This is a genomic window from Streptomyces sp. NPDC046349, from assembly GCF_055587885.1.
Genome location: NZ_JBVJFK010000001.1, coordinates 417,321 through 439,899, shown reverse-complemented (window position 1 = coordinate 439,899; position 22,579 = coordinate 417,321). Strand labels below are relative to the sequence as shown.

Here is a 22,579-nt window from a genome sequence, read left to right as displayed (position 1 = left end):
GACGAGGAGTGGCACCGGTCTGGACCTCTTGACGGTTGGTCCAGACCTTTCTACTCTCACGGGCAACACTGTGGTGAGCGTGCCATGACAAAGCGTGCTCACGGGCGGCGCAGGTCCCACCCCCATGTCGGCGTCGGCCCCACGACGGCGACGGACCTACGGAGGATCACCCTTGAGCACAGCATCCCCACCCCCCACCAGGCGCACCCGGTTCTTCACCCGAGTCGCGGCGGTCGTCGCCGTGCTCGCCCTGCCCGTGACCGGGCTCGTGGCCCTGGCCGGCCCGGCCCAGGCCGCGGCGTCCGCGACCGCGACGTACACCAAGGTCTCCGACTGGGGTTCCGGCTTCGAGGGCAAGTGGGTGGTGAAGAACACCGGCACCACCACGCTCACCGGCTGGACCGTGGAGTGGGACTACCCGGCGGGCACCTCGGTCACCTCGGCCTGGGACGCCACCGTCACCGGCTCGGGCACCCACTGGACGGCCAAGAACGTCGGCTGGAACGGCACCCTCGCCCCCGGGGCGACCGCCAGCTTCGGCTTCAACGGCTCCGGCTCCGGCGCACCCGGCGGATGCAAGATCAACGGCGCCTCCTGCGACGGCGGCACCCAGCCCGGCGACAATCCCCCCACGGCCCCCGGCGCCCCCGCGGCGAGCAACGTCGCCGACACCTCTCTGACCTTGACCTGGACCCCGGCCACCGACGACAAGGGCGTCAAGAACTACGACGTCTACCGGGGGTCCGCCAAGATCGCCACCGTCACCGGGACGAGCTACGCGGACGCGGGCCTGACCAAGGGCACGACGTACACCTACAGCGTCACCGCCCGCGACACCGTCGACCAGACCGGCCCCTCCTCCGGCTCCACCACGGTCACCACGACCGGCGGGGTCGTCCCGCCGGACCCGGGCGACAAGGTCAAGCTCGGCTACTTCACCAACTGGGGCGTCTACGGGCGCAACTACCACGTGAAGAACCTGGTCACCTCGGGTACGGCGGGCAAGATCACGCACATCAACTACGCCTTCGGCAACGTCCAGAACGGCCAGTGCACGATCGGTGACGCCTACGCCGACTACGACAAGGCCTACACCGCCGACCAGAGCGTCGACGGCGTCGCCGACACCTGGGACCAACCGCTGCGCGGCAACTTCAACCAGCTGCGCAAGCTGAAGAAGGCCTACCCGAACATCAAGATCCTGTGGTCCTTCGGCGGCTGGACCTGGTCCGGCGGCTTCCCGCAGGCCGCCGCCAACCCGACGGCCTTCGCCCAGTCCTGCTACAACCTGGTCGAGGACCCGCGCTGGGCCGACGTCTTCGACGGCATCGACCTGGACTGGGAGTACCCCAACGCCTGCGGCCTGTCCTGCGACAGCAGCGGCCCGGCCGCCTTCAAGAACCTGATGCAGGCCGTGAAGGCCCGGTTCGGCGCGAACAACCTGGTCACCGCGGCCATCACCGCCGACGCCTCGGACGGCGGCAAGATCGACAAGGCCGACTACGCGGGCGCCGCGCAGTACACCGACTTCTACAACGTCATGACGTACGACTTCTTCGGCGCCTGGGCGGCCCAGGGTCCGACCGCCCCGCACTCCCCGCTGACCTCGTACGCGGGCATCCCGCAGGCCGGCTTCAACTCGGCCGACGCCATCGCCAAGCTCAAGGCCAAGGGCGTACCGGGCTCGAAGCTCAACCTCGGCATCGGCTTCTACGGCCGAGGCTGGACCGGCGTCACCCAGGCCACACCCGGCGGCACCGCCACCGGACCGGCCCCGGGCACGTACGAACAGGGCATCGAGGACTACAAGGTGCTCAAGAACAGCTGCCCGGCCACCGGCACCGTCGCCGGTACGGCCTACGCCAAGTGCGGCAGCAACTGGTGGAGCTACGACACCCCCGCCACCATCGCCGGCAAGATGACCTGGGCCAAGCAGCAGGGCCTCAGGGGAGCCTTCTACTGGGAGTTCAGCGGCGACACCGCGGGCGGTGAACTCGCGAACGCGGTCCACACCGGACTCCAGTAGGCAGACGGAAGCCGGGGAGACGGGTCCGCCCCCCGTCTCCCCGGCTTCTTCATGCGCCTCTCGCCCGCCCCGGCCCGCCGCCCCGCCGGGGTACCGGGAATCGGGTAGCCCCCCAGCTCGGGGGCTAGGCGACGTTCACCCGCTGGCCGGGCGGAGCCGCCTCCAGCCACGCCAGGAAGCCCGTCAGCGCGTCCTCGCTCATCGCCAGCTCCAGGCGTGTCCCCCGGTGGAGACAGCCGAGCACGACGGCGTCGGACAGCAGGGCCAGCTCCTCCTCGCCCTCCGGGGCGCGGCGGGCGAGGACCTCGATGGAGGACCGCTCCAGCAGCCGGCGCGGGCGCGGGGAGTAAGAGAACACCCGGAACCACTCGATACGGTCACCGCTGTAGCGCGCGACCCCGTACACCCAGCCCTTGCCTGAGATGTCCGGCTCTTCGGACACACCCCAGCGCATGCTGCAGTCGAAGGTGCCGCCGGACCGCTGGATCAGTCTGCGCCGCAGTCCGAAGACGAACAGCCCGATCACCACCAGGGCTACGACCAGGCCGCTCACAAGCAGAGCGAGGAGCATCTTCACCGACCTCCTCGCTCATCGAATACGCATGAGAAAAAAACGGACCTGCATCGCCTCAGCCGCGACCCGGTCTGGAAAGTTCCAGAACGGACCGCGGCTGAGGTCTGCCGAGTCCCGCAGGTCGCCCTCCGGGACTCAGCGGTTGAAACTCCGACGGGCGATCAGCCCGTTACGGCGCGCAGCCGGACATCCGCGCGACGCTCGGCGGCCGCGTCGGCCTCCGCCTTCGCGCGCTCCAGTGCCCGCTCCGCACGCTGGACATCGATCTCGTCCGCGAGCTCGGCGATCTCGGCCAGCAGGGACAGCTTGTTGTCCGCGAACGAGATGAATCCGCCGTGCACCGCGGCGATGACAGTGTTGCCCTCGCTGGTGCGGATGGTCACCGGGCCCGATTCCAGCACACCGAGAAGCGGCTGGTGACCGGGCATGACGCCGATGTCGCCGGACGTGGTGCGGGCGACAACAAGGGTGGCCTCGCCGGACCAGACATTGCGGTCCGCCGCGACCAGCTCGACGTGCAGCTCAGCAGCCAAGGTGGCTCCTCGGGTCACCACCCGGCGGGTCTGCCGGGTGTTGGGTCAAATTCTAATGGGCGTGGGGAGAGGGACGGGACGCACCCGCCCCTCTCCTGTGAAACCTGCGAACCGGGTGCGCCCCTCGCGGAGCGCGCCGGTCAGGAGACGCCCAGCTCCTTGGCGTTGGCCTTCAGGTCCTCGATGCCACCGCACATGAAGAACGCCTGCTCGGGGAAGTGGTCGTACTCACCGTCGCAGATCGCGTTGAACGCGGTGATCGACTCGTCGAGCGGAACGTCCGAACCGTCCACGCCGGTGAACTGCTTGGCGACGTGGGTGTTCTGCGACAGGAAGCGCTCGACGCGACGGGCGCGGTGGACAACGAGCTTGTCCTCCTCGCCCAGCTCGTCGATACCGAGGATCGCGATGATGTCCTGGAGGTCCTTGTACTTCTGCAGGATCCCCTTGACGCGCATGGCGGCCGCGTAGTGGTCCGCCGCGATGTACCGCGGGTCGAGGATGCGGGACGTGGAGTCCAGCGGGTCCACGGCCGGGTAGATGCCCTTCTCGGAGATCGGACGGGAGAGAACCGTCGTCGCGTCGAGGTGGGCGAAGGTGGTCGCCGGCGCCGGGTCGGTCAGGTCGTCCGCGGGGACGTAGATCGCCTGCATCGAGGTGATCGAGTGACCACGGGTCGAGGTGATGCGCTCCTGGAGGAGACCCATCTCGTCGGCCAGGTTCGGCTGGTAACCCACCGCGGAGGGCATACGGCCGAGCAGGGTCGACACCTCGGAACCCGCCTGGGTGTACCGGAAGATGTTGTCGATGAAGAAGAGCACGTCCTGCTTCTGCACATCGCGGAAGTACTCCGCCATGGTCAGACCGGCCAGGGCCACGCGCAGACGGGTGCCCGGGGGCTCGTCCATCTGGCCGAAGACGAGCGCCGTCTTGTCGATGACGCCGGAGTCGCCCATCTCCTCGATGAGGTCGTTGCCCTCACGGGTACGCTCACCGACGCCCGCGAACACCGACACACCGTCGTGGTTGTTGGCGACGCGGTAGATCATTTCCTGGATCAGAACGGTCTTGCCGACACCGGCACCACCGAACAGACCGATCTTTCCACCCTTGACGTACGGGGTGAGAAGGTCGATGACCTTGACGCCGGTCTCGAACATCTCCGTCTTGGACTCGAGCTCGTCGAAGCTCGGGGCCTTGCGGTGGATGGGCCAGCGCTCGGTGACCTCGGCGTTCGCCTCGGGGTAGTTCAGCACCTCACCCAGCGTGTTGAAGACCTTGCCCTTGGTGAAGTCGCCGACGGGGACGGTGATGCCCTCGCCCGTGTCGGTCACCGGGGCCTGGCGGACCAGACCGTCGGTGGGCTGCATGGAGATGGTGCGGACCAGGCCGTCACCCAGGTGCTGGGCGACCTCAAGGGTCAGCGTCTTGAGCGCGCCGTCCTCGGCCGGGTCGGCGACCTGGACCTTGAGCGCGTTGTAGATGTCGGGCATCGCGTCGACGGGGAACTCCACGTCGACGACCGGGCCGATGACCCGGGCGACGCGGCCCGTGGCGGCGGCCGTCTCAACAGAGGTCGTCATTACTTGTCACTCCCCGCGGTCGCGTCGGCCATGGCGCTGGCGCCACCGACGATCTCGCTGATTTCCTGGGTGATTTCGGCCTGGCGGGCCGCGTTGGCAAGCCGGGAGAGGCTCTTGATGAGGTCTCCGGCGTTGTCGGTCGCCGACTTCATCGCGCGGCGGCGGGCGGCGTGCTCGGAAGCGGCCGACTGCAGCAGTGCGTTGTAGATACGGCTCTCGACGTAGCGCGGCAGCAGGGCGTCGAGGACGTCCTCCGCCGACGGCTCGAAGTCGAACAGCGGAAGGATCTCGCCCTTCGCACCGTCCTCCTCCGCAGCCTTGTCGAGGCTGAGCGGCAGCATCCGTCCGTCCACCGCGTTCTGCGTCATCATCGACACGAATTCCGTGTAGACGATGTGCAGCTCGTCGACGCCGCCCTCGGCCGTGTCCAGCTGGATGGCCTCGATCAGCGGTGCCGCGACGCGCTTGGCGTCGGCGTAGGCCGGGCTGTCGGTGAAGCCGGTCCACGACTCCGTGACCTTGCGCTCACGGAACCCGTAGTAGGCGACACCCTTGCGGCCGACGATGTACGCGTCGACCTCCTTGCCCTCAGCCCGCAGCCGCTCGGTGAGCCGGTCCGCCTGCTTGATGGCGTTCGAGGAGTAGCCGCCGGCCAGACCGCGGTCGCTCGTGATGAGCACGATCGCGGCGCGGGTCGGCGCCTCGACCTCGGTGGTCAGGGCGTGCTTGTTGTTCGAACCGGTCGCCACCGCGGTCACCGCACGGGTGAGCTCGGTCGCGTACGGCATCGACGCCGCCACCTTGCGCTGCGCCTTGACGATGCGCGAGGCGGCGATCATCTCCATCGCCTTGGTGATCTTCTTGGTCGCCGTGATGGCACGGATGCGACGCTTGTAGACCCGGAGCTGCGCTCCCATGAGTCAGGTCCCTTCCGTCGTCACTTGGAGACGTTGACGGCCGGCACGTCCTCGCCCAGGAGCTTGCCGTCCGAGGTCTCGAACTGGCGCTTGAAGGCGGCGATGGCGTCAGCGATCGAGCCCAGGGTGTCGTCCGACATCTTGCCGCCGTCGGCGATGGAGGTGAGGAGGTCCTTGCGCTCGCGGCGCAGGTGCTCCAGCAGCTCCGACTCGAAGCGACGGATGTCGGCGACCGGGACGTCGTCCATCTTGCCGGTGGTGCCGGCCCAGACGGAGACGACCTGCTCCTCGACGGGCATCGGCTGGTACTGGCCCTGCTTCAGCAGCTCGACCATGCGCTTGCCGCGCTCCAGCGAGGCCTTCGACGCGGCGTCCAGGTCGGAACCGAAGGCGGCGAACGCCTCCAGCTCACGGTACTGGGCCAGGTCGACGCGGAGACGGCCCGAAACCTGCTTCATGGCCTTGTGCTGGGCGGAGCCACCGACGCGGGAGACCGAGATACCGACGTTCAGCGCCGGGCGCTGGCCCGCGTTGAACAGGTCGGACTCCAGGAAGCACTGGCCGTCGGTGATGGAGATGACGTTGGTCGGGATGAACGCCGACACGTCGTTCGCCTTGGTCTCGACGATCGGCAGACCGGTCATCGAGCCGGCGCCCATCTCGTCGGACAGCTTCGCGCAGCGCTCCAGCAGACGGGAGTGCAGGTAGAAGACGTCACCCGGGTAGGCCTCGCGGCCCGGCGGGCGGCGCAGCAGCAGCGAGACGGCGCGGTAGGCGTCGGCCTGCTTCGACAGGTCGTCGAAGATGATCAGGACGTGCTTGCCGGCGTACATCCAGTGCTGGCCGATGGCGGAACCGGTGTACGGCGCCAGGTACTTGAAGCCGGCCGGGTCGGACGCCGGGGCGGCGACGATCGTCGTGTACTCGAGCGCGCCGGCCTCTTCCAGGGCGCCGCGAACGGACGCGATGGTCGAGCCCTTCTGGCCGATGGCGACGTAGATGCAGCGGACCTGCTTGTTCACGTCGCCCGAGCGCCAGTTGTCGCGCTGGTTGATGATCGTGTCGACGGCCAGAGCGGTCTTGCCGGTCTGACGGTCACCAATGATCAGCTGACGCTGGCCACGGCCGATCGGCACCATCGCGTCGACGGCCTTGTAGCCGGTCTGCATGGGCTCGTGCACCGACTTACGGACCATGACGCCCGGGGCCTGCAGCTCGAGGGCGCGGCGGCCTTCGGTCGCGATCTCGCCGAGGCCGTCGATCGGGTTGCCGAGCGGGTCGACAACGCGGCCGAGGTAGCCCTCGCCGACGCCTACGGAGAGAACCTCACCGGTGCGCTGCACCGGCTGGCCCTCCTCGATACCGCTGAACTCGCCGAGGACGATCGCACCGATCTCGCGCTCCTCGAGGTTGAGGGCGAGACCGAGGGTGCCGTCCTCGAACTTCAGCAGCTCGTTCGCCATGGCGGAGGGCAGGCCCTCCACCTTCGCGATGCCGTCGCCGGCAACGCTGACCGTTCCGACCTCCTCGCGCGAGGCCGCGTCCGGCTGGTACGACTGGACAAAGGTCTCCAGTGCGTCCCGGATCTCCTCCGGCCGGATCGTGAGCTCCGCCATCTGGGTTCCCTGCTCTCCTTGTTGGGCCTGAAGCTTCTTAGGGGTCTGGGGGTGACCCCCAGGAATCTTCTGCAAGTTCTGCACGGCCCAACCGGGCCGCTAGGAATGCTTTGTATTTTTGGTGGCTGGTCAGCCGGCCATGCGGCGGGACGCCTCTGCGAGGCGGTCCGCGATGGTGCCGTCGATGACCTCGTCGCCGACTCGCACCGAGATCCCGCCGAGGACCTCGGGGTCCACGTCGAGGTTCAGGTGCATCTGGCGGCCGTACAGCTTGGCCAGCACCGCGCCGAGACGCTGCTTCTGCACGTCGCTGAGCGGAACCGCGCTGGTCACGGTGGCGACCATGCGGTCACGGCGCTCGGCGGCGAGCTTGGAAAGGGACTCGAGTCCCGCTTCCAGGCTACGTCCACGCGGGTGCGTGACAAGACGGATCACCAGGCGCTCGGTGACGGCGTTCACCTTGCCGCCGAGCAGGCTGCGCAGCAGCTGGCTCTTGGCGGAGGCGGTCGCCGCGCGGTCGGTCAGCGCGGCACGCAGCTCGGTGCTCGAGGACACGATCCGGCCGAAGCGGAAGATCTCGTCCTCGACGTTGTCGAGCGCGTCGGTCTGCTGGGCCGCCGTGAGGTCGGCGGTGGCCGCCAGTTCCTCCAGCGAGTCCACCAGGTCGCGGGACTGCGACCAGCGGGACCGGGCCATGCCGGACACCAGGTCGAGGGTCTCCCCGCCGACCTGACCGCCGAGCAGCCGAGCGACGAGCTCGGCCTTGGCCTCGCCGGCCTGCGCCGGGTCCGTGATGACCCGACGCAGCGAGACCTCACGGTCGAGCAGCGCGGTGACAGCGGCCAGCTCACCGGCGAGCTTCGCCACGTCGACGGACGTGTTGTCCGTCAGCGCGTCGAGACGCTCGCGCGCGGAGGCCAGCGCCTCGCGGCTCGCTCCGTTCATCGGGCCGCCTCGGCCTTCTCCTCAAGCTCGCTGAGGAAGCGGTCGATGGTGCGGCTCTGCCGGGCGTGGTCCTCGAGGGACTCGCCGACGAGCTTGCCGGCCAGGTCGGTGGCGAGCTTGCCGACGTCCTGACGCAGCGCCTGAGAGGCGGCCTTGCGGTCAGCCGCGATCTGGGCGTGGCCGGCAGCGATGATCTCCTCACGCTGCCGCTGGCCCTCTGCGCGCAGTTCTTCCTTGAGCGCAGTGCCCTGCTCCAGCGCTTCCTGGCGCAGGCGCGCGGCCTCGTGCCGGGCCTCGGCGAGCTGGGCCTTGTACTGCTCCAGCACGCTCTGAGCCTCGGTCTGAGCGGCTTCCGCCTTCTCGATACCGCCCTCGATGGCCTCGCGGCGCTCTTCCAGAACCTTGTTGATGTTCGGGAGGAGCTTCTTCGCGAGGAAACCGAAGACGATGACGAAGGCGATCAGACCGATGACGAGCTCGGGGATCGGCGGAACGAGGGGGTTTTGAGGCTCCTCGGCCGCGAGAACCAGGAGGTTCACATCAGTGCCTTTCGTCGATTCGGACTAGTCGTGTTCGTCAGGCGTAGACGAACGGCATGACCAGACCGATGAGGGCGAGCGCCTCACAGAAGGCGAAGCCGAGGATCTGGTTGGCGCGGATCAGACCGGCAGCTTCGGGCTGACGGGCGAGCGCCTGGGTGCCGTTACCGAAGATGATGCCGACGCCGACGCCGGGGCCGATCGCCGCGAGGCCGTAGCCAACGGAGCTGAGGGAACCGGTGACGGCAGCAAGGGTCTGGGACATGCCAGTTCTTCCTTCTCTTTCACGGACCGGTGGGGGTTGGCCACCGGACGACTGGGGGGATTGCCTGGAGCGGGCCGCGCTCAGTGGTGCTCGGCGAGCGCGCCCTGCAGGAAGCTGCAAGCCAGCAGCACGAAGACGTAGGCCTGGACGGCCTGGATGAAGAGCTCGAAGGCGGTCATCACGATGACCATGACGAACGAGACGCCGGCGTACGCGATGCCGATCCCGTTCAGCAGGTACCAGCTGGCGATGGTGAACAGCAGCAGCAGGGTGTGACCGGCGAACATGTTCGCGAACAGTCGGACCGCGTGTGTGAACGGGCGGACCAGGACGTTCGAGAAGAACTCGATCACCATGACCATCGGCAGAACCGGGCCGAGCGTCTTGTCGTAGCCCGTGATGTTCTTGAAGCCGCCGACGAAGCCGTGGCGCTTGAAGGTCACCGACATCCACATGACGTAGATGACGAGGGCGAGACCAGCCGGGTACGCGATGACCGCGGTCACCGGGAACTGGGCGAGCGGGACGATGGACCAGAGGTTCATCATCCAGACGAAGAAGAACGTCGCGACCATGAAGGGGACGTACTTCTCGCCCTCCTTCTTGCCCAGCGTTTCGTAGACGATGCCGCGGCGCACGAAGTCGTAGCCCGCCTCGGCGACCATCTGCAGCTTGCCCGGGACGACCTTCGGCTTCCGGAACGCGGCCCAGAAGAAGGCGACGATGATGACCGAGCCCAGCAGGGCCAGGAGCATCGTCTTGTTGAAGTACAGGCCGTCCGCATCGCCGAACATCGGCTTGAACAGGAACGAGTACAGGGTCGGGCCCGGGAAGCCGCAGCCAGTGCCGTCTTCGAAATGACAATTGATCTCGAAGGCGAGCGTCATGTCAGCAGCACTCACCGCAGGGCTCCTTCAGCGTGGCGCATAGGTACGGCAACCTCGTTGTGTCGGCGCGGCGCACAGCCGCGGTTCGGCACTGGACTGGTGTAACGGATGGTGGGGCGGCAGTCAGGCATCGAGCCTCGCGATGGAACAGGCGTCAGCTCAGATGCCCGCGCCCGCAGTGCCGCAGTTGGCACCGGACGATAGCAGGATCTCGAACGCCCACTTATCCCGGCCCTACCCTTCACGACTTCGGTCCCGGATTTTCGGGCTTGTCGCCCTTCACCGAGTCCGGTTCGACGTAAAGGATCTTGGCCTTCATGTGGGCACGCGTCTGCGCGGCGATCCACACCAGGGTGGTGGCGACGAGCGTGATGGCGAAGGCCTTGGGGTTGAACAGCGTCGTGTTCTTGAACGCTGCGACAAAGACGAAAAGCAGCAGGATCTGGGCCGTGTAGAGCATGAGCCCCATGGCCTGGAAGAGGTGCGGAAGCGATTTCGCCGTGCGCTGCAGAACGACGAATCCGATGCCCATGAACAGGATCACGACCAGCGTCGCGACGACGGCTCCGACCACACCCTTGCCGCCGACGACAAGCCCACTGATCAACGCGGCGAGTGCGCCGGCGACGGCCGTGGGCACGGCGGCTTGCAGAAGGGATCGGACGTCATCTGACCGCATGGCGGTTTGCTCCGCGTGGTGGTGGGGGCACTGGACTCGTACGGGACGAGCGTAAGCCCGGTCCGAGAGAGAACCTCGGGCCAAGGGACCGTCGCACTACGGTCCTTCGGCTCTGTCGCCGGGTTTAGTGAACGGTATCACAAACTATTTGATGAGAGCTTTACCTGCCGGGTGTGCCGACTGTCACACATGAGAGTGACCCTGCGCGTGTGTGCGCGACAGGAGGGCCGACTGCCTGCTAATGGGCACCCATGTCGGATATGCGATGGGGCCGTCAGCGAGTGGATTCAGCCTTACGCCGCTCGGGGAAGCGCGAACGGGGGCCCACGGCGGTCGCTCCGTTGACGCCCGAGACGCCCGCGGCGATGGGCCTGGCGGGCTGGGGTTCGGCGCCCGACGCGTCCTGTGCGGCCGCCTCCGCGGCCGCCTCGGCCGCGCGTGCGGCGTGCCGGTAGCGCGGCGGGACCAGCCGCTCGGCCCAGGCCGGGGTGCGGGGCGTGAAGCGCGGCAGGAGCAGCAGGAAGAGGCCCACCGCGCTGAGCACGGCGATCACCAGCACGATCCACATCGCGGTGGAGTGCACGGAGTAGGCCACGGTACCGAAGGCGATCAGGCCCGACCAGAAGTACATGATGAGGACCGCGCGGCTGTGCGAGTGGCCGAGTTCCAGCAGCCGGTGGTGCAGGTGTCCGCGGTCGGCCGCGAACGGCGACTGGCCGTTCCACGTACGCCGCACGATGGCCAGGATCAGGTCCGCCATCGGGATCGCGATGACCGTCAGGGGCAGGATCAGCGGGATGTAGGCGGGCAGCATCGCGTGCGTCGCGTTGCGCTCACCACCGGCGAACAGGGCCAGCGCGTCCGGGTCAACCTGACCCGTCAGGGAGATCGCCGCGGCGGCCAGGACCAGGCCGATCAGCATCGAGCCGGAGTCGCCCATGAAGATCCGCGCGGGGTGCATGTTGTGCGGCAGGAAGCCCAGGCACATGCCCATCAGGATCGCGGCGAACAGGGTCGCGGGGGCCGCGGACTCGATCCCGTAGCCGAACCAGATCCGGTAGGCGTACAGGAAGAGCGCGGCGGCGGCGATGCAGACCATGCCGGCGGCGAGGCCGTCGAGTCCGTCGACGAAGTTGACCGCGTTGATGGTGATCACGACGAGCGCCACGGTGAGCAGGTTGCCCTGCCACTGGGTGAGCGGAACGGTGCCGATGAAGGGGACCGGGATCCACAGGATCGTCAGACCCTGCATGACCATCACGCCGGCGGAGATCATCTGGGCGCCGAGCTTGATCAGGGCGTCGATCTCGAACTTGTCGTCCAGTACGCCGATCAGCCAGATCAGGGCGGCGCCGGAGAGCAGGGCGCGCGGTTCGTTCGACTTCTCGAAGACCGCGTTGAGGTTCTGCAGGTGGTCGGCGACCAGCAGGCCCGCGCACAGGCCGCCGAACATCGCGATCCCGCCGAGGCGCGGCGTCGGCTCGCGGTGCACGTCGCGCGCGCGGATCTCCGGCATGGCCCCGGCCGCGATCGCGAACTTCCGCACGGGCCCGGTCAGCAGGTAGGTCACCGCGACCGTGACGCAAAGCGTCAGCAGATATTCACGCACTGGCTGCCCCAGATGTATCGCCGGCCATCTCAGCCCCACACATTAGCTGCGATGTCCCCTCCACCGAGGACGCGAGGGGGCCGTATACCGGTTCCACTACACCCCCCTTGTCCCATTTACCCCCCGTAAGGGGGAAATCCTGCTGTGAGCTCTCCGACGTCCGTACGTGTCTGCGCGGCTTCCCCGTGCAGCGCGGCGGCGAACATCTCCGCGATCCGGAGCATCTGCGGCTCCCCCATCCCCTGCGTGGTCACGGCCGCCGTGCCCATCCGCACGCCCCGCTGGTCCCCGTACGGCAGCACGCACGTGTCCAGCACGATCCCGGCGGCGGCCAGCCGGCCGCGGGCGGTCGGGCCGTCCACGCCCAGCGGCGCCGGATCGGCGGTGATCATGTGGGTGTCGGTGCCTCCGGTGGTGATCGTGAACCCGCGCTCCTCCAGCGCCCCGGCCAGCACCCGGGCGTTGGAGACCACCCGGTGGGCGTAGGTGGCGAAAGCCGGCCGGGCCGCCTCGCCGAAGGCCACCGCCTTGGCCGCGATGGTGTGCATCTGTGCGCCGCCCTGGGTGAAGGGGAACACCGCCCGGTCGATGCGCTCGGCGAACTCGCCGCCGCACAGGATCATCCCGCCGCGCGGCCCGCGCAGCACCTTGTGCGTGGTCGCGCAGACGACGTCGGCGTAGGGCACCGGACTCGGCGCGGCGCCGCCGGCCACCAGCCCGATGGGATGCGCGGCGTCGGCGATCAGGTACGCCCCGACCTCGTCGGCGATCTCCCGGAAGGCCGAGTACTCGAGGTGGCGGGGGTAGGAGATGGACCCGCACACGATGGCCCTCGGCCGGTGGGCCCGGGCGAGGGCCTGCACCTGGCGGTAGTCGACGAGGCCCGTCCCGGCGTCGACCCCGTACCCGACGAAGGTGAACCACTGGCCCGAGAAGTTGGCGGGCGAGCCGTGGGTGAGGTGCCCCCCGTACGGGAGCCCCATCGCCAGCACGGTGTCCCCCGGCCGCAGCAGCGCCGCGTAGGCGGCCAGGACGGCCGAGGATCCGGAGTGCGGCTGCACGTTCGCGTGCTCGGTCCCGAACAGCGCCTTGGCCCGCTCCACGGCGATCTGCTCGGCGAGGTCCGCGTATTCGCAGCCGCCGTGGTAGCGGGCGCCGGGGTAGCCCTCGGCGTACTTGTTGGCGAGCGGGGAGCCCAGCGCCGCCAGCACGGCCGTCGAGGTGAAGTTCTCGGCCGCGCTCAGCTGCAGCGTGCCGGCCTGCCTGCGGCCCTCCCCCGCGAGTACGTCGGCCATCTGCGGGTCCTGCCGGCGCAGCAGGTCCGTGGGCTGGGTGATGACGCTCATGGCGCGGCTCCAGGGGGGTACCGGGTACCAGCCACTGTAGGCCCGGCCCGCCCGTCACGCCTCGCGGCGACGCGGCCCCGCCGGGCAGGTCCCCCGCCGGGGCCGGCGGCGGGCCGTGGGGCCCATCAGGGCCGTCGCCACGGGGCGGCGGCCGGTCGGGCACCTTGCCGCCGTGCTCCTCGCACCGCTCGGCGCCCGCGGGCCTCCTGGGCACCGGCCGCTGCGCCCTCCTCCGGCCGCCGGGGTCAGCGGCGGGCCGTGACGCCCGTCAGGGCCGTCACCACGGGGTCCAGTGCCTGGTTGATCTCGTCGCCGATGGAGCGGAAGAAGGTGATCGGCGCCCCGTACGGGTCGTACACCTCGTCCGCGTCGGGCGACGGTGCCAGCAGCCACCCGCGCAGCGCCGCGGCGGCCCGTACGAGCGCCCGGGCCCGCTCCGCCATGCCGTCGTCCAGCGGCGGCAGCGTGGCCGGGTCTATGGCCCGGACCAGCCGGGTGAACTCTTTGAGCGTGAAGGTGCGCAGCCCCGCCGAATGACCCATCGAGATGACCTGCGCACGGTGGTCGCGCGTGGCGGTCAGCACCAGGTCGGCGCGTATGACGTGCTCGTCCAGCAGCTCGCGGCCGGTGAACCCGGACGTGTCCGCCCCGAAGTCCTCCAGCACGGCGGCGGCGTTCGCCTCCATCGGGGCGCCCTCGTGGCCCCACGTGCCGGCGCTCTCCACGATGAGGTCGCCGCCGACGGGGCCGCCGAGGCGGTGCGAGAGGGCGTGCCGGGTCAGCCGCTCGGTGATCGGCGAGCGGCACACGTTGCCCGTGCTGACGTGGAGTATGCGGAAAGTGTTTCCCCCTGCTATGCCACGCCCCTCAGGGCTCACGGGGCCACCTCGAGGTCGGGTACGACCTCCCGCAGCTGGTCGGCGCTGAGCGCCCCCTCGCGCAGCAGCACGGGAACCTTCCCCGTGACGTCGACGATGGACGACGGCTCGATGCCGGGCGTCGGACCGCCGTCCAGGTACACCGAGACCGAGTCGCCGAGCATCTCGCGCGCCGCGTCGCAGTCCTCGGGAGCCGGATGCCCGGAGAGGTTGGCCGAGGACACCGCCATCGGGCCGACCTCCGTCAGCAGCTCGATGGCGACGGGGTGCAGCGGCATGCGGACGGCCACGGTCCCATGGGTGTCGCCCAGGTCCCACGCCAGCGAGGGCTGGTGTTTGGCGACCAGAGTCAGCGCGCCGGGCCAGAAGGCGTCGACGAGCTCCCAGGCCTGCTCGGAGAAGTCCGTGACGAGGCCGTGCAGGGTGTTCGGGGAACCGATGAGCACCGGGGTGGGCATGCCGCGGCCGCGGCCCTTGGCGGCGAGCAGGTCGTGCACGGCCTCCGGGCTGAAGGCGTCCGCGCCGATCCCGTACAGGGTGTCGGTGGGCAGCACGACGAGCTCGCCGCGGCGCACGGCGGATGCGGCTTCGCGCAGACCCGTCTTGCGGTCCGTCGCGTCGTTGCAGTCGTATCGCCGGGCCATCAGCGGGCCTCCTCGTGCAGCAGGGTGGTGGCGGGGTTCGTCGGGCCGGTCACGGCAGCGCCTTGCGGGCCGTGGCGAAACGCGGGCGGTTGTTGAGGTCGGGGTGGTCGGCCGCGTCGGCCCAGCCCCGTTCCTCGGCGAAGATCCACGGCACCTGGCCGCCCTGGGTGTCGGCGTGTTCGACGACGACGATCCCGCCGGGCCGCAGCAGCCGGTGTGCGGTGCGCTCGAGGCCCCGGATGGTGTCGAGGCCGTCCTCGCCGGAGAAGAGCGCCATCTCCGGGTCGTGGTCGCGGGCCTCGGGCGCCACGTACTCCCACTCGGTGAGCGGGATGTACGGGGGGTTGGAGATGACCAGGTCGACCTGGCCGTCGAGCTCGGGCAGCGCGCTCAGGGCGTCGCCCTGGTGGACCGTGACCCGGGAGCCCTCGGCGTTCTTGCGGGTCCACCGCAGGGCGTCCTCGGACAGCTCGACCGCGTGCACGCGCGAGCGCGGCACCTCCTGGGCCATGGCCAGCGCGATCGCGCCGGATCCGGTGCACAGGTCGACGATCAGCGGCTCGACGACGTCCATCGCCCGGACGGCCTGTATGGCCCAGTCCACGACCGACTCGGTCTCGGGCCGGGGCACGAAGACCCCGGGGCCGACCTGGAGCTCCAGGTAGCGGAAGAAGGCGCGCCCGGTGATGTGCTGGAGCGGTTCGCGCGCCTCGCGGCGGGCGACGGCCTCCCAGTAGCGGGCGTCGAAGTCCGCGTCCTTGACGTGGTGCAGTTCCCCCCGTTTGACGCCGTGCACGAAGGCGGCGAGCTCCTCCGCGTCGAAGCGCGGTGAGGGCACGCCTGCGGCGGCCAGCCGCTGGGTGGCCTGGGCCACCTCGGCAAGCAGCAAGTTCACGCTGGTCCTCCGGGCTGCTGTCGTACGGGGGGTGAAGCCGGTCGGTCAGTTCGCGGCGGCGAGCTTGGCCGCGGAGTCCGTGTCCACGCAGGCCTGGATGACCGCGTCGAGGTCGCCGTCGAGCACCTGGTCCAAGTTGTACGCCTTGAAGCCGGTGCGGTGGTCCGAGATCCGGTTCTCCGGGAAGTTGTACGTACGGATCTTCTCGGACCGGTCCACGGAGCGGACCTGGCTGCGGCGCACGTCGGAGGCCTCCTGCTCGGCGGCTTCCTGGGCGGCGGCCAGCAGGCGCGACCGCAGGATGCGCATGGCCTGCTCCTTGTTCTGGAGCTGGCTCTTCTCGTTCTGGCAGGAGGCGACCACACCGGTCGGGATGTGCGTGATGCGCACGGCCGAGTCGGTGGTGTTGACGGACTGGCCGCCGGGGCCGGAGGAGCGGTACACGTCGATGCGGAGGTCGTTCGCGTTGATCTCGACCTCGACCTCCTCGGCCTCCGGGGTGACGAGCACGCCGGCGGCGGAGGTGTGGATGCGGCCCTGGGACTCGGTGGCCGGAACGCGCTGGACGCGGTGCACGCCGCCCTCGTACTTCAGGCGGGCCCACACGCCCTGGCCGGGCTCCGTGGCGCCGTTGCCGCCCTTGGTGCGGACGGAGACCTGGACGTCCTTGTAGCCGCCGAGCTCGGACTCGGTGGCGTCGATGATCTCGGTCTTCCAGCCCACGCGCTCTGCGTAGCGCAGGTACATGCGCAGCAGGTCGCCGGCGAACAAGGCCGACTCGTCGCCGCCCGCGCCCGCCTTGACCTCGAGGAGCACGTCCTTGTCGTCGCTGGGGTCGCGCGGGACGAGCAGCAGGCGGAGCTTCTCGGTGAGCTCCTCGCGCTGCTGGGCAAGCTCCTTGACCTCGGCGGCGAAGTCCGGGTCGTCGGCCGCGAACTCCTTCGCCGTCTCGATGTCGTCGCCCGTCTGCTTCCAGGCACGGAAGGTGGCGATGATCGGGGTCAGCTCCGCGTAGCGCTTGTTCAGCTTGCGCGCGTTGGCCTGATCGGAGTGGACCGAAGGGTCGGCGAGCTGCTTCTCAAGGTCGGCGTGTTCGCCGACCAGTTCCTCGACCGCCTCGAACATCGGGGGACTCCTGTGGTGAAAGTGCGGGGGGACTGCACGGGGGACGGGCTTGAACGACGACAAAGGCGCCGGTCCGGCCGCCCCCGAGTGGACAGGGGGCGGCCGAAGACCGGCGCCTGGGTCGCGCTACTTCTTGGCCGCGCCCTTGCCGAAGCGCGCCTCGAAGCGGGCCACACGGCCACCGGTGTCGAGGATCTTCTGCTTGCCCGTGTAGAACGGGTGGCACTCGGAGCAGACCTCGGCACGGATGGTGCCCTCGGTCAGGGTGCTACGGGTCGTGAACGACGCGCCGCAGGTGCAGCTGACCGCGGTCTCGACGTACTCGGGGTGAACATCGCGCTTCAAGGTGTCTCCTAGATTCGGGAGGGCGCCGGGTCGCAGGAGCCGAATTGCGCACTGCGTGAACCGGGGCCGACAGACCAGTCTGCCAGGACCGGGCTGCCTGTCAAAATTCTGAGGACACCACCCTCAACGGGAGGGGGTCCCGGTCTATTCCGGGGTCCCTTCCGGGGTGCTCCCGAGAGACCCCTGGGGCCGCGGCTACCGGACGACGGTCCCGGCCGTGCTCTTGTCCCCGGTGGAGTTCACGGTGGCCTCGGCGGGGATCGGGCGGTCGGCCAGCAGGGCGTCCCAGACCATCTTGGACTCCTTCTGCAGGGGCGCGACGCGGTTGGCGTCGAGGGCGTCCGCGGTCACGGGCAGGGTGATCATCTGCATGTCGGCGGCGTCGATGCCCTGGAGGCTCTGGGCGAAGCCGGCGAGCGACTTCACGTCGCCGAGCGCCTTGTCGGTGGTGAGCGCCTTTGTCCCGGCGTCGGCGAGGTCGAGGAGCTTCTTGGGGTTGTCGAACACCCCGACGCCCTTGACCTGCTTGATCAGTGCCTTGATGAAGGCCTGCTGCAGCTGTATTCGGCCGAGGTCTCCGCCGTCCCCGACGCCGTGGCGGGTGCGGACCAGGCCGAGGGCCTGCTCGCCGTTCAGCTTGTTGGGGCCGGCGGGGAGGTCCAGGTGGCTGTACTCGTCCTTGATCGGCTTGCTGGTGGTGACCTCGACCCCGCCGAGGGTGTCGATGATCTTCTTGAAGCCGGTGAAGTCGACCTCGATGTAGTGGTCCATGCGGATCCCCGACATCTTCTCGACGGTCTTGACCGCGCAGGCGGCGCCGCCGACGGTGTAGGCCTCGTTGAACTGCTTGCGACGGCCGCCCGGGTCGGTCCTCCCCTTGCCGCCGACGGCGCATTCGGGGCGGCCGGTCATGGTGTCGCGGGGTATGGACACGACGCCGGCCTTGTGGTGGCCCTCGTAGAGGTGGACGATCATCGCGGTGTCGGAGCGGGCGGAGCCGCCGTCGTCCCGGCCGTACTCGCCGTTGGCGCCGCCCCGGGAGTCGGAGCCGAGGACGAGTATGTCCATCGAGCCGTTGTCGACGTTCGCCGGGCGGTCGGTGCCCAGCGCCTGGTCGATGTCGACCGTCTTGAGGTTGCCGTTGAGCTTGAAGTAGAACCAGCCCAGACCCGCCCCGCCGAGCAGGACCACCACGGCGGCGCTCCACGCGGCTATGACGAGGGCCCGGCGGCGCGGCGCCGGTTTGCGCCGCCTGCCGGCGCCGCGCCGGCCGCGGCCCTTGCTGTCCTCGGTCATGGTCTCCTCGGTCCTGAGTCCGGTCCCCGGGTCCTGCCGGCCCGCCGTCCACCCCGCGGGTCCTCTGACACAGACGGGCGAACGACGTGAAGGGTTCCATGGCCGGCACAACCACCGTACGGCCGCCACTGACGTACGAACCGGGACAAAACTCTGGGTAGCGCCTTCCTCACCTGCGGTTTCGGGGTATGTGGCGGGAGGCCGCGCTCCGGGTGCGGTGTGGCGAAGCTCGCACGGCCCCGACGCCCTCCCGAGGTACCCCCGGTTGCAGGTGGAGAAAGCACGGCAGCCCCCGCCGCGGGTGTGCGGGGGGGCTGCCGTGGCGATGCCTCACGACCGGCGCGGGACGCCGGCCGACGGACCTCAGTCGTCGTTCTTGCCCGACGGGGTCGTCTTCGCGATCTGCATCAGGAACTCGGCGTTCGACTTCGTCTGCTTCATCTTGTCGAGGAGCAGTTCGATCGCCTGCTGCGAGTCCAGCGCGTGCAGCACCCGGCGCAGCTTCCAGACGATGGCGAGCTCTTCCGCGTTGAGGAGGATCTCCTCCTTGCGGGTGCCCGACGGGTCGACGTCGACGGCCGGGAAGATGCGCTTGTCGGCGAGCTTCCGGTCGAGCTTGAGCTCCATGTTGCCGGTGCCCTTGAACTCCTCGAAGATCACCTCGTCCATGCGCGAGCCGGTGTCGACCAGCGCGGTGGCCAGGATGGTCAGCGAGCCGCCGTCCTCGATGTTGCGCGCGGCACCGAAGAAGCGCTTCGGCGGGTACAGCGCGGTCGAGTCGACACCACCGGACAGGATGCGGCCGGAGGCGGGCGCCGCGAGGTTGTACGCGCGGCCCAGACGGGTGATGGAGTCCAGCAGGACGACCACGTCGTGACCCAGCTCGACGAGGCGCTTGGCGCGCTCGATGGCCAGCTCGGCGACGGTGGTGTGGTCCTCGGCGGGGCGGTCGAAGGTCGAGGAGATGACCTCGCCCTTGACCGACCGCTGCATGTCGGTGACCTCTTCCGGACGCTCGTCGACCAGGACGACCATCAGGTGGCACTCGGGGTTGTTCGTGGTGATCGCGTTGGCGATCGCCTGCATGATCATGGTCTTGCCGGTCTTCGGCGGGGCCACGATCAGGCCGCGCTGGCCCTTGCCGATCGGCGACACGAGGTCGATGATGCGGGTGGTCAGCACGCCCGGGTCGGTCTCCAGGCGCAGCCGGTCCTGCGGGTACAGGGGCGTCAGCTTCTGGAACTCCGGTCGGCCACGGCCGGATTCGGGCGCCATGCCGTTCACCGAGTCGAGGCGCACCAGGGCGTTGAACTTCTCGCGGCGCTCGCCGTCCTTGGGCTGACGCACGGCACCCGTGGTGTGGTCGCCCTTGCGCAGACCCGCCTTGCGGACCTGGGCGAGGGAGACGTACACGTCGTTGGGGCCGGGCAGGTAGCCCGAGGTCCGGATGAACGCGTAGTTGTCCAGGATGTCGAGGATGCCCGCGACGGGGATCAGCACGTCGTCGTCGGCGACCTGCGGCTCGTTCGGCGCGAACTCGTCGCGGCCGCGGCGGCCCCGGCGGTCGCGGTAGCGGCCGCGGCGGCCGCGACGGCCGCCCTCGTCGTCGAAGTCGTCCTGCGGGCCGGCGTCCTGGCGCCCCTGCTGGCCCTGGCCCTGACCGCGGCCGCCCTGCTGCTGGCGGTCCTGACGGTCGGCGCGGTCCTGACGGCCGCCGCCCTGGCCGCCCTGCGCGGGCTGGCCCTGGGCCTGGCCGCCCTGGCCCTGCTCGTCGGTCTTCGCGCCACGGTCGCGGCGGTCGCGCTGGCGGTCGCCGCGCTCCCGGCGGTCGCGGCGGCCGCGGCCCTCGCCGTCCTGGCCCTGGGCCTGGCCGGCGGAGACCGCGGTGGCGGCTTCTGCCTTGGGCTCGGCGGGCGCGGTGGCGGTGGCCGTGTCGGCCTTCTGCTCGACCTGTACGGAGACGGGGGCCGAGCCCTCCGGGCTGCCGGAGGGGGCCGTGGCGCGACGGCGGCGGCGCTCGCCGGCCGGGGCGTCGTCGCTGGCCGGCTGGCCCGGGATCTCGATCTGCGCCTGCGCGGAGGGCTTCTCGGCGGGAGCAGCGGGGGCCTCCGCCGGTGCGGCGTCGGCGGCAGCCGTACGGGCCTTGCTGGTGGCACGGCGCTTCGGCTTGGCCTCGGCGGTGTCCGCGGCGGCGGAGGCGGCGGCCTTGGGGGCACCACTGCCCGCCTGCGCCTCCTTGATGACCTCGATCAGCTGGCTCTTGCGCATCCGCGCGGTGCCCCTGATCCCGAGGCCCGACGCGACCTGCTGCAGCTCGGCGAGGACCATGCCGTCAAGGCCGGTGCCGGTGCGTCGCCGCCGTCCGGCAGGGGCGGCCGCGGCGCCCGCGGCGGGGGCACTGGTGTCGACAGAGGTGTCGGCAGCGCCCATCAGATCGGTGGTGTCGCTCACGAAGGGTCCTTCCCTGGAGCGGACGTCGGCCTGTCTGGCTCGGCGACCGGTTGTGCTGTCCGACGACGGTCCTAGGTGTGGACCGTGCCGGGGCGGTGGTCCGCCGATAGAGATACGGCGGAAAGAAACATGCGTGGGTTCCGGCGAGAAGCCCCCGAGCTGAGAGCGTGGGAAGATCACGCCGATTCCGGAGCGTGCTCGAAACTGCTGGAAGCGATCAAAGCAGTCGGGGAGGCTCCCGGAAGAAATGTGGTCCCGGATGGGGACACTGAGCACCGGGCCATTGCGGCTTCCGATGCGCACTTGAGACTAACACTACCGGATCCAATAGATATTCCCCCTCTCAATCACCGGCAATCGCGCCCTTCCGCGCGGGCGGCCTGCCCTGGCCGCCCGCCCCTGGCCGACTGGTCCTGCTCGAGGAGCAGGCCTAGCCGCCCTGGGTGCCCAGCGGAAGTACGCTCGCGCCCGCGGCGTCGAGGGCGAGCCGGTTCGCCGCCCACCCTTCGCCCGCGAGCTGCGCGACCTTGTCGGCCGCGTCGTTGTCGACCAGCGCGAGGACCGTGGGGCCCGCGCCGGAGATGACCGCGGGGATGCCGTCCGCCCGCAGTCGGTTGACGAGTGCCACGCTCTCGGGCATCGCCGGGGACCGGTACTCCTGGTGGAGCCGGTCTTCGGTGGCCGGCAGCAGCAGCTCGGGACGCCTGGTCAGGGCTTCCACGAGCAGGCCCGCACGGCCCGCGTTGACGGCCGCGTCCACGTGCGGGACGGTGCGCGGCAGCAGGCCGCGGGCCGTCTCCGTGAGGACCGGCCGGGAAGGTACGAAGACCACCGGAACGATGGATTCGGCGGGCTCCATCCGGATCGCCCGGGCACTGCCCCCGTCCATCCAGGCCAGGGTGAAGCCGCCGAGCAGGCAGGCGGCGACGTTGTCGGGGTGGCCCTCGATCTCGGTGGCGAGCTCCAGGAGCGCCGCGTCGTCGAGCTTCGCCTCGCCGCCTATGGTGACCGCGCGGGCGGCGACGATGCCGGCGCAGATGGCGGCGGAGGAGGAACCCAGGCCGCGGCCGTGGGGGATCCGGTTGGCGCAGACGACCTCGAGGCCGCGCGGCTGTCCGCCCAGCAGGTCGAAGGCGGTGCGCATGGAGCGTACGAGCAGGTGGCTCTCGTCCCGCGGGAGGGTGTCGGCACCCTCGCCCGCGATGTCGATGTTCAGGCCGGAGTCGGCCACCCGGACGACGACGTCGTCGTAGAGCCCCAGGGCCAGGCCCAGAGCGTCGAACCCGGGGCCGAGATTGGCACTGCTGGCGGGGACGCGCACCCGTACGGCGGCGGCGCGGAACGCTGGACCGGCCATCGTCCGATGACACTCCTTGTGACTGTGCGAGAACTTCGCTCTTCGCTGGCTCGCTGTGAATGTACTGGA

The 22,579-nt window shown here is 69.8% G+C and carries 21 protein-coding genes; 1 reads left to right on the top strand and 20 read right to left on the bottom strand.

Annotated features, from left to right (window positions below; all coding sequences use genetic code 11):
- The first annotated feature begins 124 nt into the window (after window positions 1-124).
- Window positions 125-2,026, top strand: coding sequence for a glycosyl hydrolase family 18 protein (locus ACZ6JS_RS02100; RefSeq protein WP_469295170.1), 1,902 nt, complete (start codon window positions 125-127; stop codon window positions 2,024-2,026).
- Window positions 2,027-2,150: 124 nt separating this feature from the next.
- On the opposite strand, the gene ACZ6JS_RS02095 is transcribed toward ACZ6JS_RS02100, so the two are convergent.
- The 20 genes from ACZ6JS_RS02095 to thrB form a co-directional block, all read right to left on the bottom strand.
- Window positions 2,151-2,597: a DUF2550 domain-containing protein gene (locus tag ACZ6JS_RS02095; RefSeq protein ID WP_030660312.1), complete on the bottom strand. Its 447-nt coding sequence runs from the start codon at window positions 2,595-2,597 to the stop codon at window positions 2,151-2,153.
- A gap of 164 nt (window positions 2,598-2,761) precedes the next feature.
- Window positions 2,762-3,133: a F0F1 ATP synthase subunit epsilon gene (locus ACZ6JS_RS02090; RefSeq protein ID WP_030027381.1), complete on the bottom strand. Its 372-nt coding sequence runs from the start codon at window positions 3,131-3,133 to the stop codon at window positions 2,762-2,764.
- 140 nt (window positions 3,134-3,273) lie between these two features.
- Window positions 3,274-4,716, bottom strand: coding sequence for a F0F1 ATP synthase subunit beta (atpD, locus tag ACZ6JS_RS02085; RefSeq protein WP_030826852.1), 1,443 nt, complete (start codon window positions 4,714-4,716; stop codon window positions 3,274-3,276).
- A complete protein-coding gene (locus tag ACZ6JS_RS02080) occupies window positions 4,716-5,633 on the bottom strand; it encodes a F0F1 ATP synthase subunit gamma (RefSeq protein WP_469295169.1) in 918 nt (305 codons plus the stop codon). The genes atpD and ACZ6JS_RS02080 overlap by 1 nt, the downstream gene beginning before the upstream one ends.
- A gap of 20 nt (window positions 5,634-5,653) precedes the next feature.
- Window positions 5,654-7,249, bottom strand: a complete 1,596-nt coding sequence (gene atpA / locus ACZ6JS_RS02075) for a F0F1 ATP synthase subunit alpha (protein WP_350987888.1) — start codon at window positions 7,247-7,249, stop codon at window positions 5,654-5,656.
- Between the two features lie 129 nt (window positions 7,250-7,378).
- Entirely contained in the window at window positions 7,379-8,194 is an 816-nt protein-coding gene (locus ACZ6JS_RS02070) for a F0F1 ATP synthase subunit delta (RefSeq protein ID WP_469295168.1), read from the bottom strand.
- Window positions 8,191-8,733, bottom strand: coding sequence for a F0F1 ATP synthase subunit B (locus tag ACZ6JS_RS02065; RefSeq protein WP_030826858.1), 543 nt, complete (start codon window positions 8,731-8,733; stop codon window positions 8,191-8,193). Before ACZ6JS_RS02065 ends, ACZ6JS_RS02070 begins: the two co-directional genes overlap by 4 nt.
- A gap of 37 nt (window positions 8,734-8,770) precedes the next feature.
- On the bottom strand, window positions 8,771-8,998 hold the full coding sequence (locus tag ACZ6JS_RS02060) for an ATP synthase subunit c family protein (protein WP_046776171.1): 228 nt from the start codon (window positions 8,996-8,998) through the stop codon (window positions 8,771-8,773).
- Between the two features lie 80 nt (window positions 8,999-9,078).
- Window positions 9,079-9,885 carry a F0F1 ATP synthase subunit A gene (gene atpB / locus ACZ6JS_RS02055; RefSeq protein ID WP_046776170.1) on the bottom strand — a complete coding sequence of 269 codons (807 nt, stop codon included), beginning with the start codon at window positions 9,883-9,885 and terminating at the stop codon, window positions 9,079-9,081.
- A gap of 241 nt (window positions 9,886-10,126) precedes the next feature.
- Window positions 10,127-10,564 (bottom strand): hypothetical protein, encoded by a 438-nt coding sequence (locus ACZ6JS_RS02050; RefSeq protein ID WP_469295167.1) that lies wholly within the window; start codon window positions 10,562-10,564, stop codon window positions 10,127-10,129.
- Between the two features lie 274 nt (window positions 10,565-10,838).
- Window positions 10,839-12,185 carry an MraY family glycosyltransferase gene (locus tag ACZ6JS_RS02045; RefSeq protein WP_469295537.1) on the bottom strand — a complete coding sequence of 449 codons (1,347 nt, stop codon included), beginning with the start codon at window positions 12,183-12,185 and terminating at the stop codon, window positions 10,839-10,841.
- 104 nt (window positions 12,186-12,289) lie between these two features.
- Window positions 12,290-13,519 (bottom strand): serine hydroxymethyltransferase, encoded by a 1,230-nt coding sequence (locus ACZ6JS_RS02040; RefSeq protein ID WP_469295166.1) that lies wholly within the window; start codon window positions 13,517-13,519, stop codon window positions 12,290-12,292.
- A 245-nt stretch (window positions 13,520-13,764) separates the two neighbouring features.
- Window positions 13,765-14,397: an arsenate reductase/protein-tyrosine-phosphatase family protein gene (locus tag ACZ6JS_RS02035; RefSeq protein ID WP_469295164.1), complete on the bottom strand. Its 633-nt coding sequence runs from the start codon at window positions 14,395-14,397 to the stop codon at window positions 13,765-13,767.
- The gene (locus ACZ6JS_RS02030) at window positions 14,394-15,041 is read right to left on the bottom strand and encodes an L-threonylcarbamoyladenylate synthase (RefSeq protein WP_030964254.1); all 648 of its coding nucleotides are present in this window, start codon (window positions 15,039-15,041) and stop codon (window positions 14,394-14,396) included. Before ACZ6JS_RS02030 ends, ACZ6JS_RS02035 begins: the two co-directional genes overlap by 4 nt.
- Before the next feature lie 49 nt (window positions 15,042-15,090).
- Window positions 15,091-15,936, bottom strand: a complete 846-nt coding sequence (prmC, locus tag ACZ6JS_RS02025; RefSeq protein WP_030853584.1) for a peptide chain release factor N(5)-glutamine methyltransferase — start codon at window positions 15,934-15,936, stop codon at window positions 15,091-15,093.
- A gap of 45 nt (window positions 15,937-15,981) precedes the next feature.
- On the bottom strand, window positions 15,982-17,061 hold the full coding sequence (gene prfA / locus ACZ6JS_RS02020) for a peptide chain release factor 1 (RefSeq protein WP_469295163.1): 1,080 nt from the start codon (window positions 17,059-17,061) through the stop codon (window positions 15,982-15,984).
- A gap of 126 nt (window positions 17,062-17,187) precedes the next feature.
- Window positions 17,188-17,406 carry a 50S ribosomal protein L31 gene (gene rpmE / locus ACZ6JS_RS02015; protein WP_030008686.1) on the bottom strand — a complete coding sequence of 73 codons (219 nt, stop codon included), beginning with the start codon at window positions 17,404-17,406 and terminating at the stop codon, window positions 17,188-17,190.
- 195 nt (window positions 17,407-17,601) lie between these two features.
- The gene (locus ACZ6JS_RS02010; protein ID WP_469295162.1) at window positions 17,602-18,702 is read right to left on the bottom strand and encodes an LCP family protein; all 1,101 of its coding nucleotides are present in this window, start codon (window positions 18,700-18,702) and stop codon (window positions 17,602-17,604) included.
- Window positions 18,703-19,065: 363 nt separating this feature from the next.
- Window positions 19,066-21,153, bottom strand: a complete 2,088-nt coding sequence (gene rho, locus ACZ6JS_RS02005; protein WP_469295161.1) for a transcription termination factor Rho — start codon at window positions 21,151-21,153, stop codon at window positions 19,066-19,068.
- 430 nt (window positions 21,154-21,583) lie between these two features.
- Window positions 21,584-22,510, bottom strand: a complete 927-nt coding sequence (gene thrB, locus ACZ6JS_RS02000; protein WP_030660261.1) for a homoserine kinase — start codon at window positions 22,508-22,510, stop codon at window positions 21,584-21,586.
- Between the last annotated feature and the right edge of the window lie 69 nt (window positions 22,511-22,579).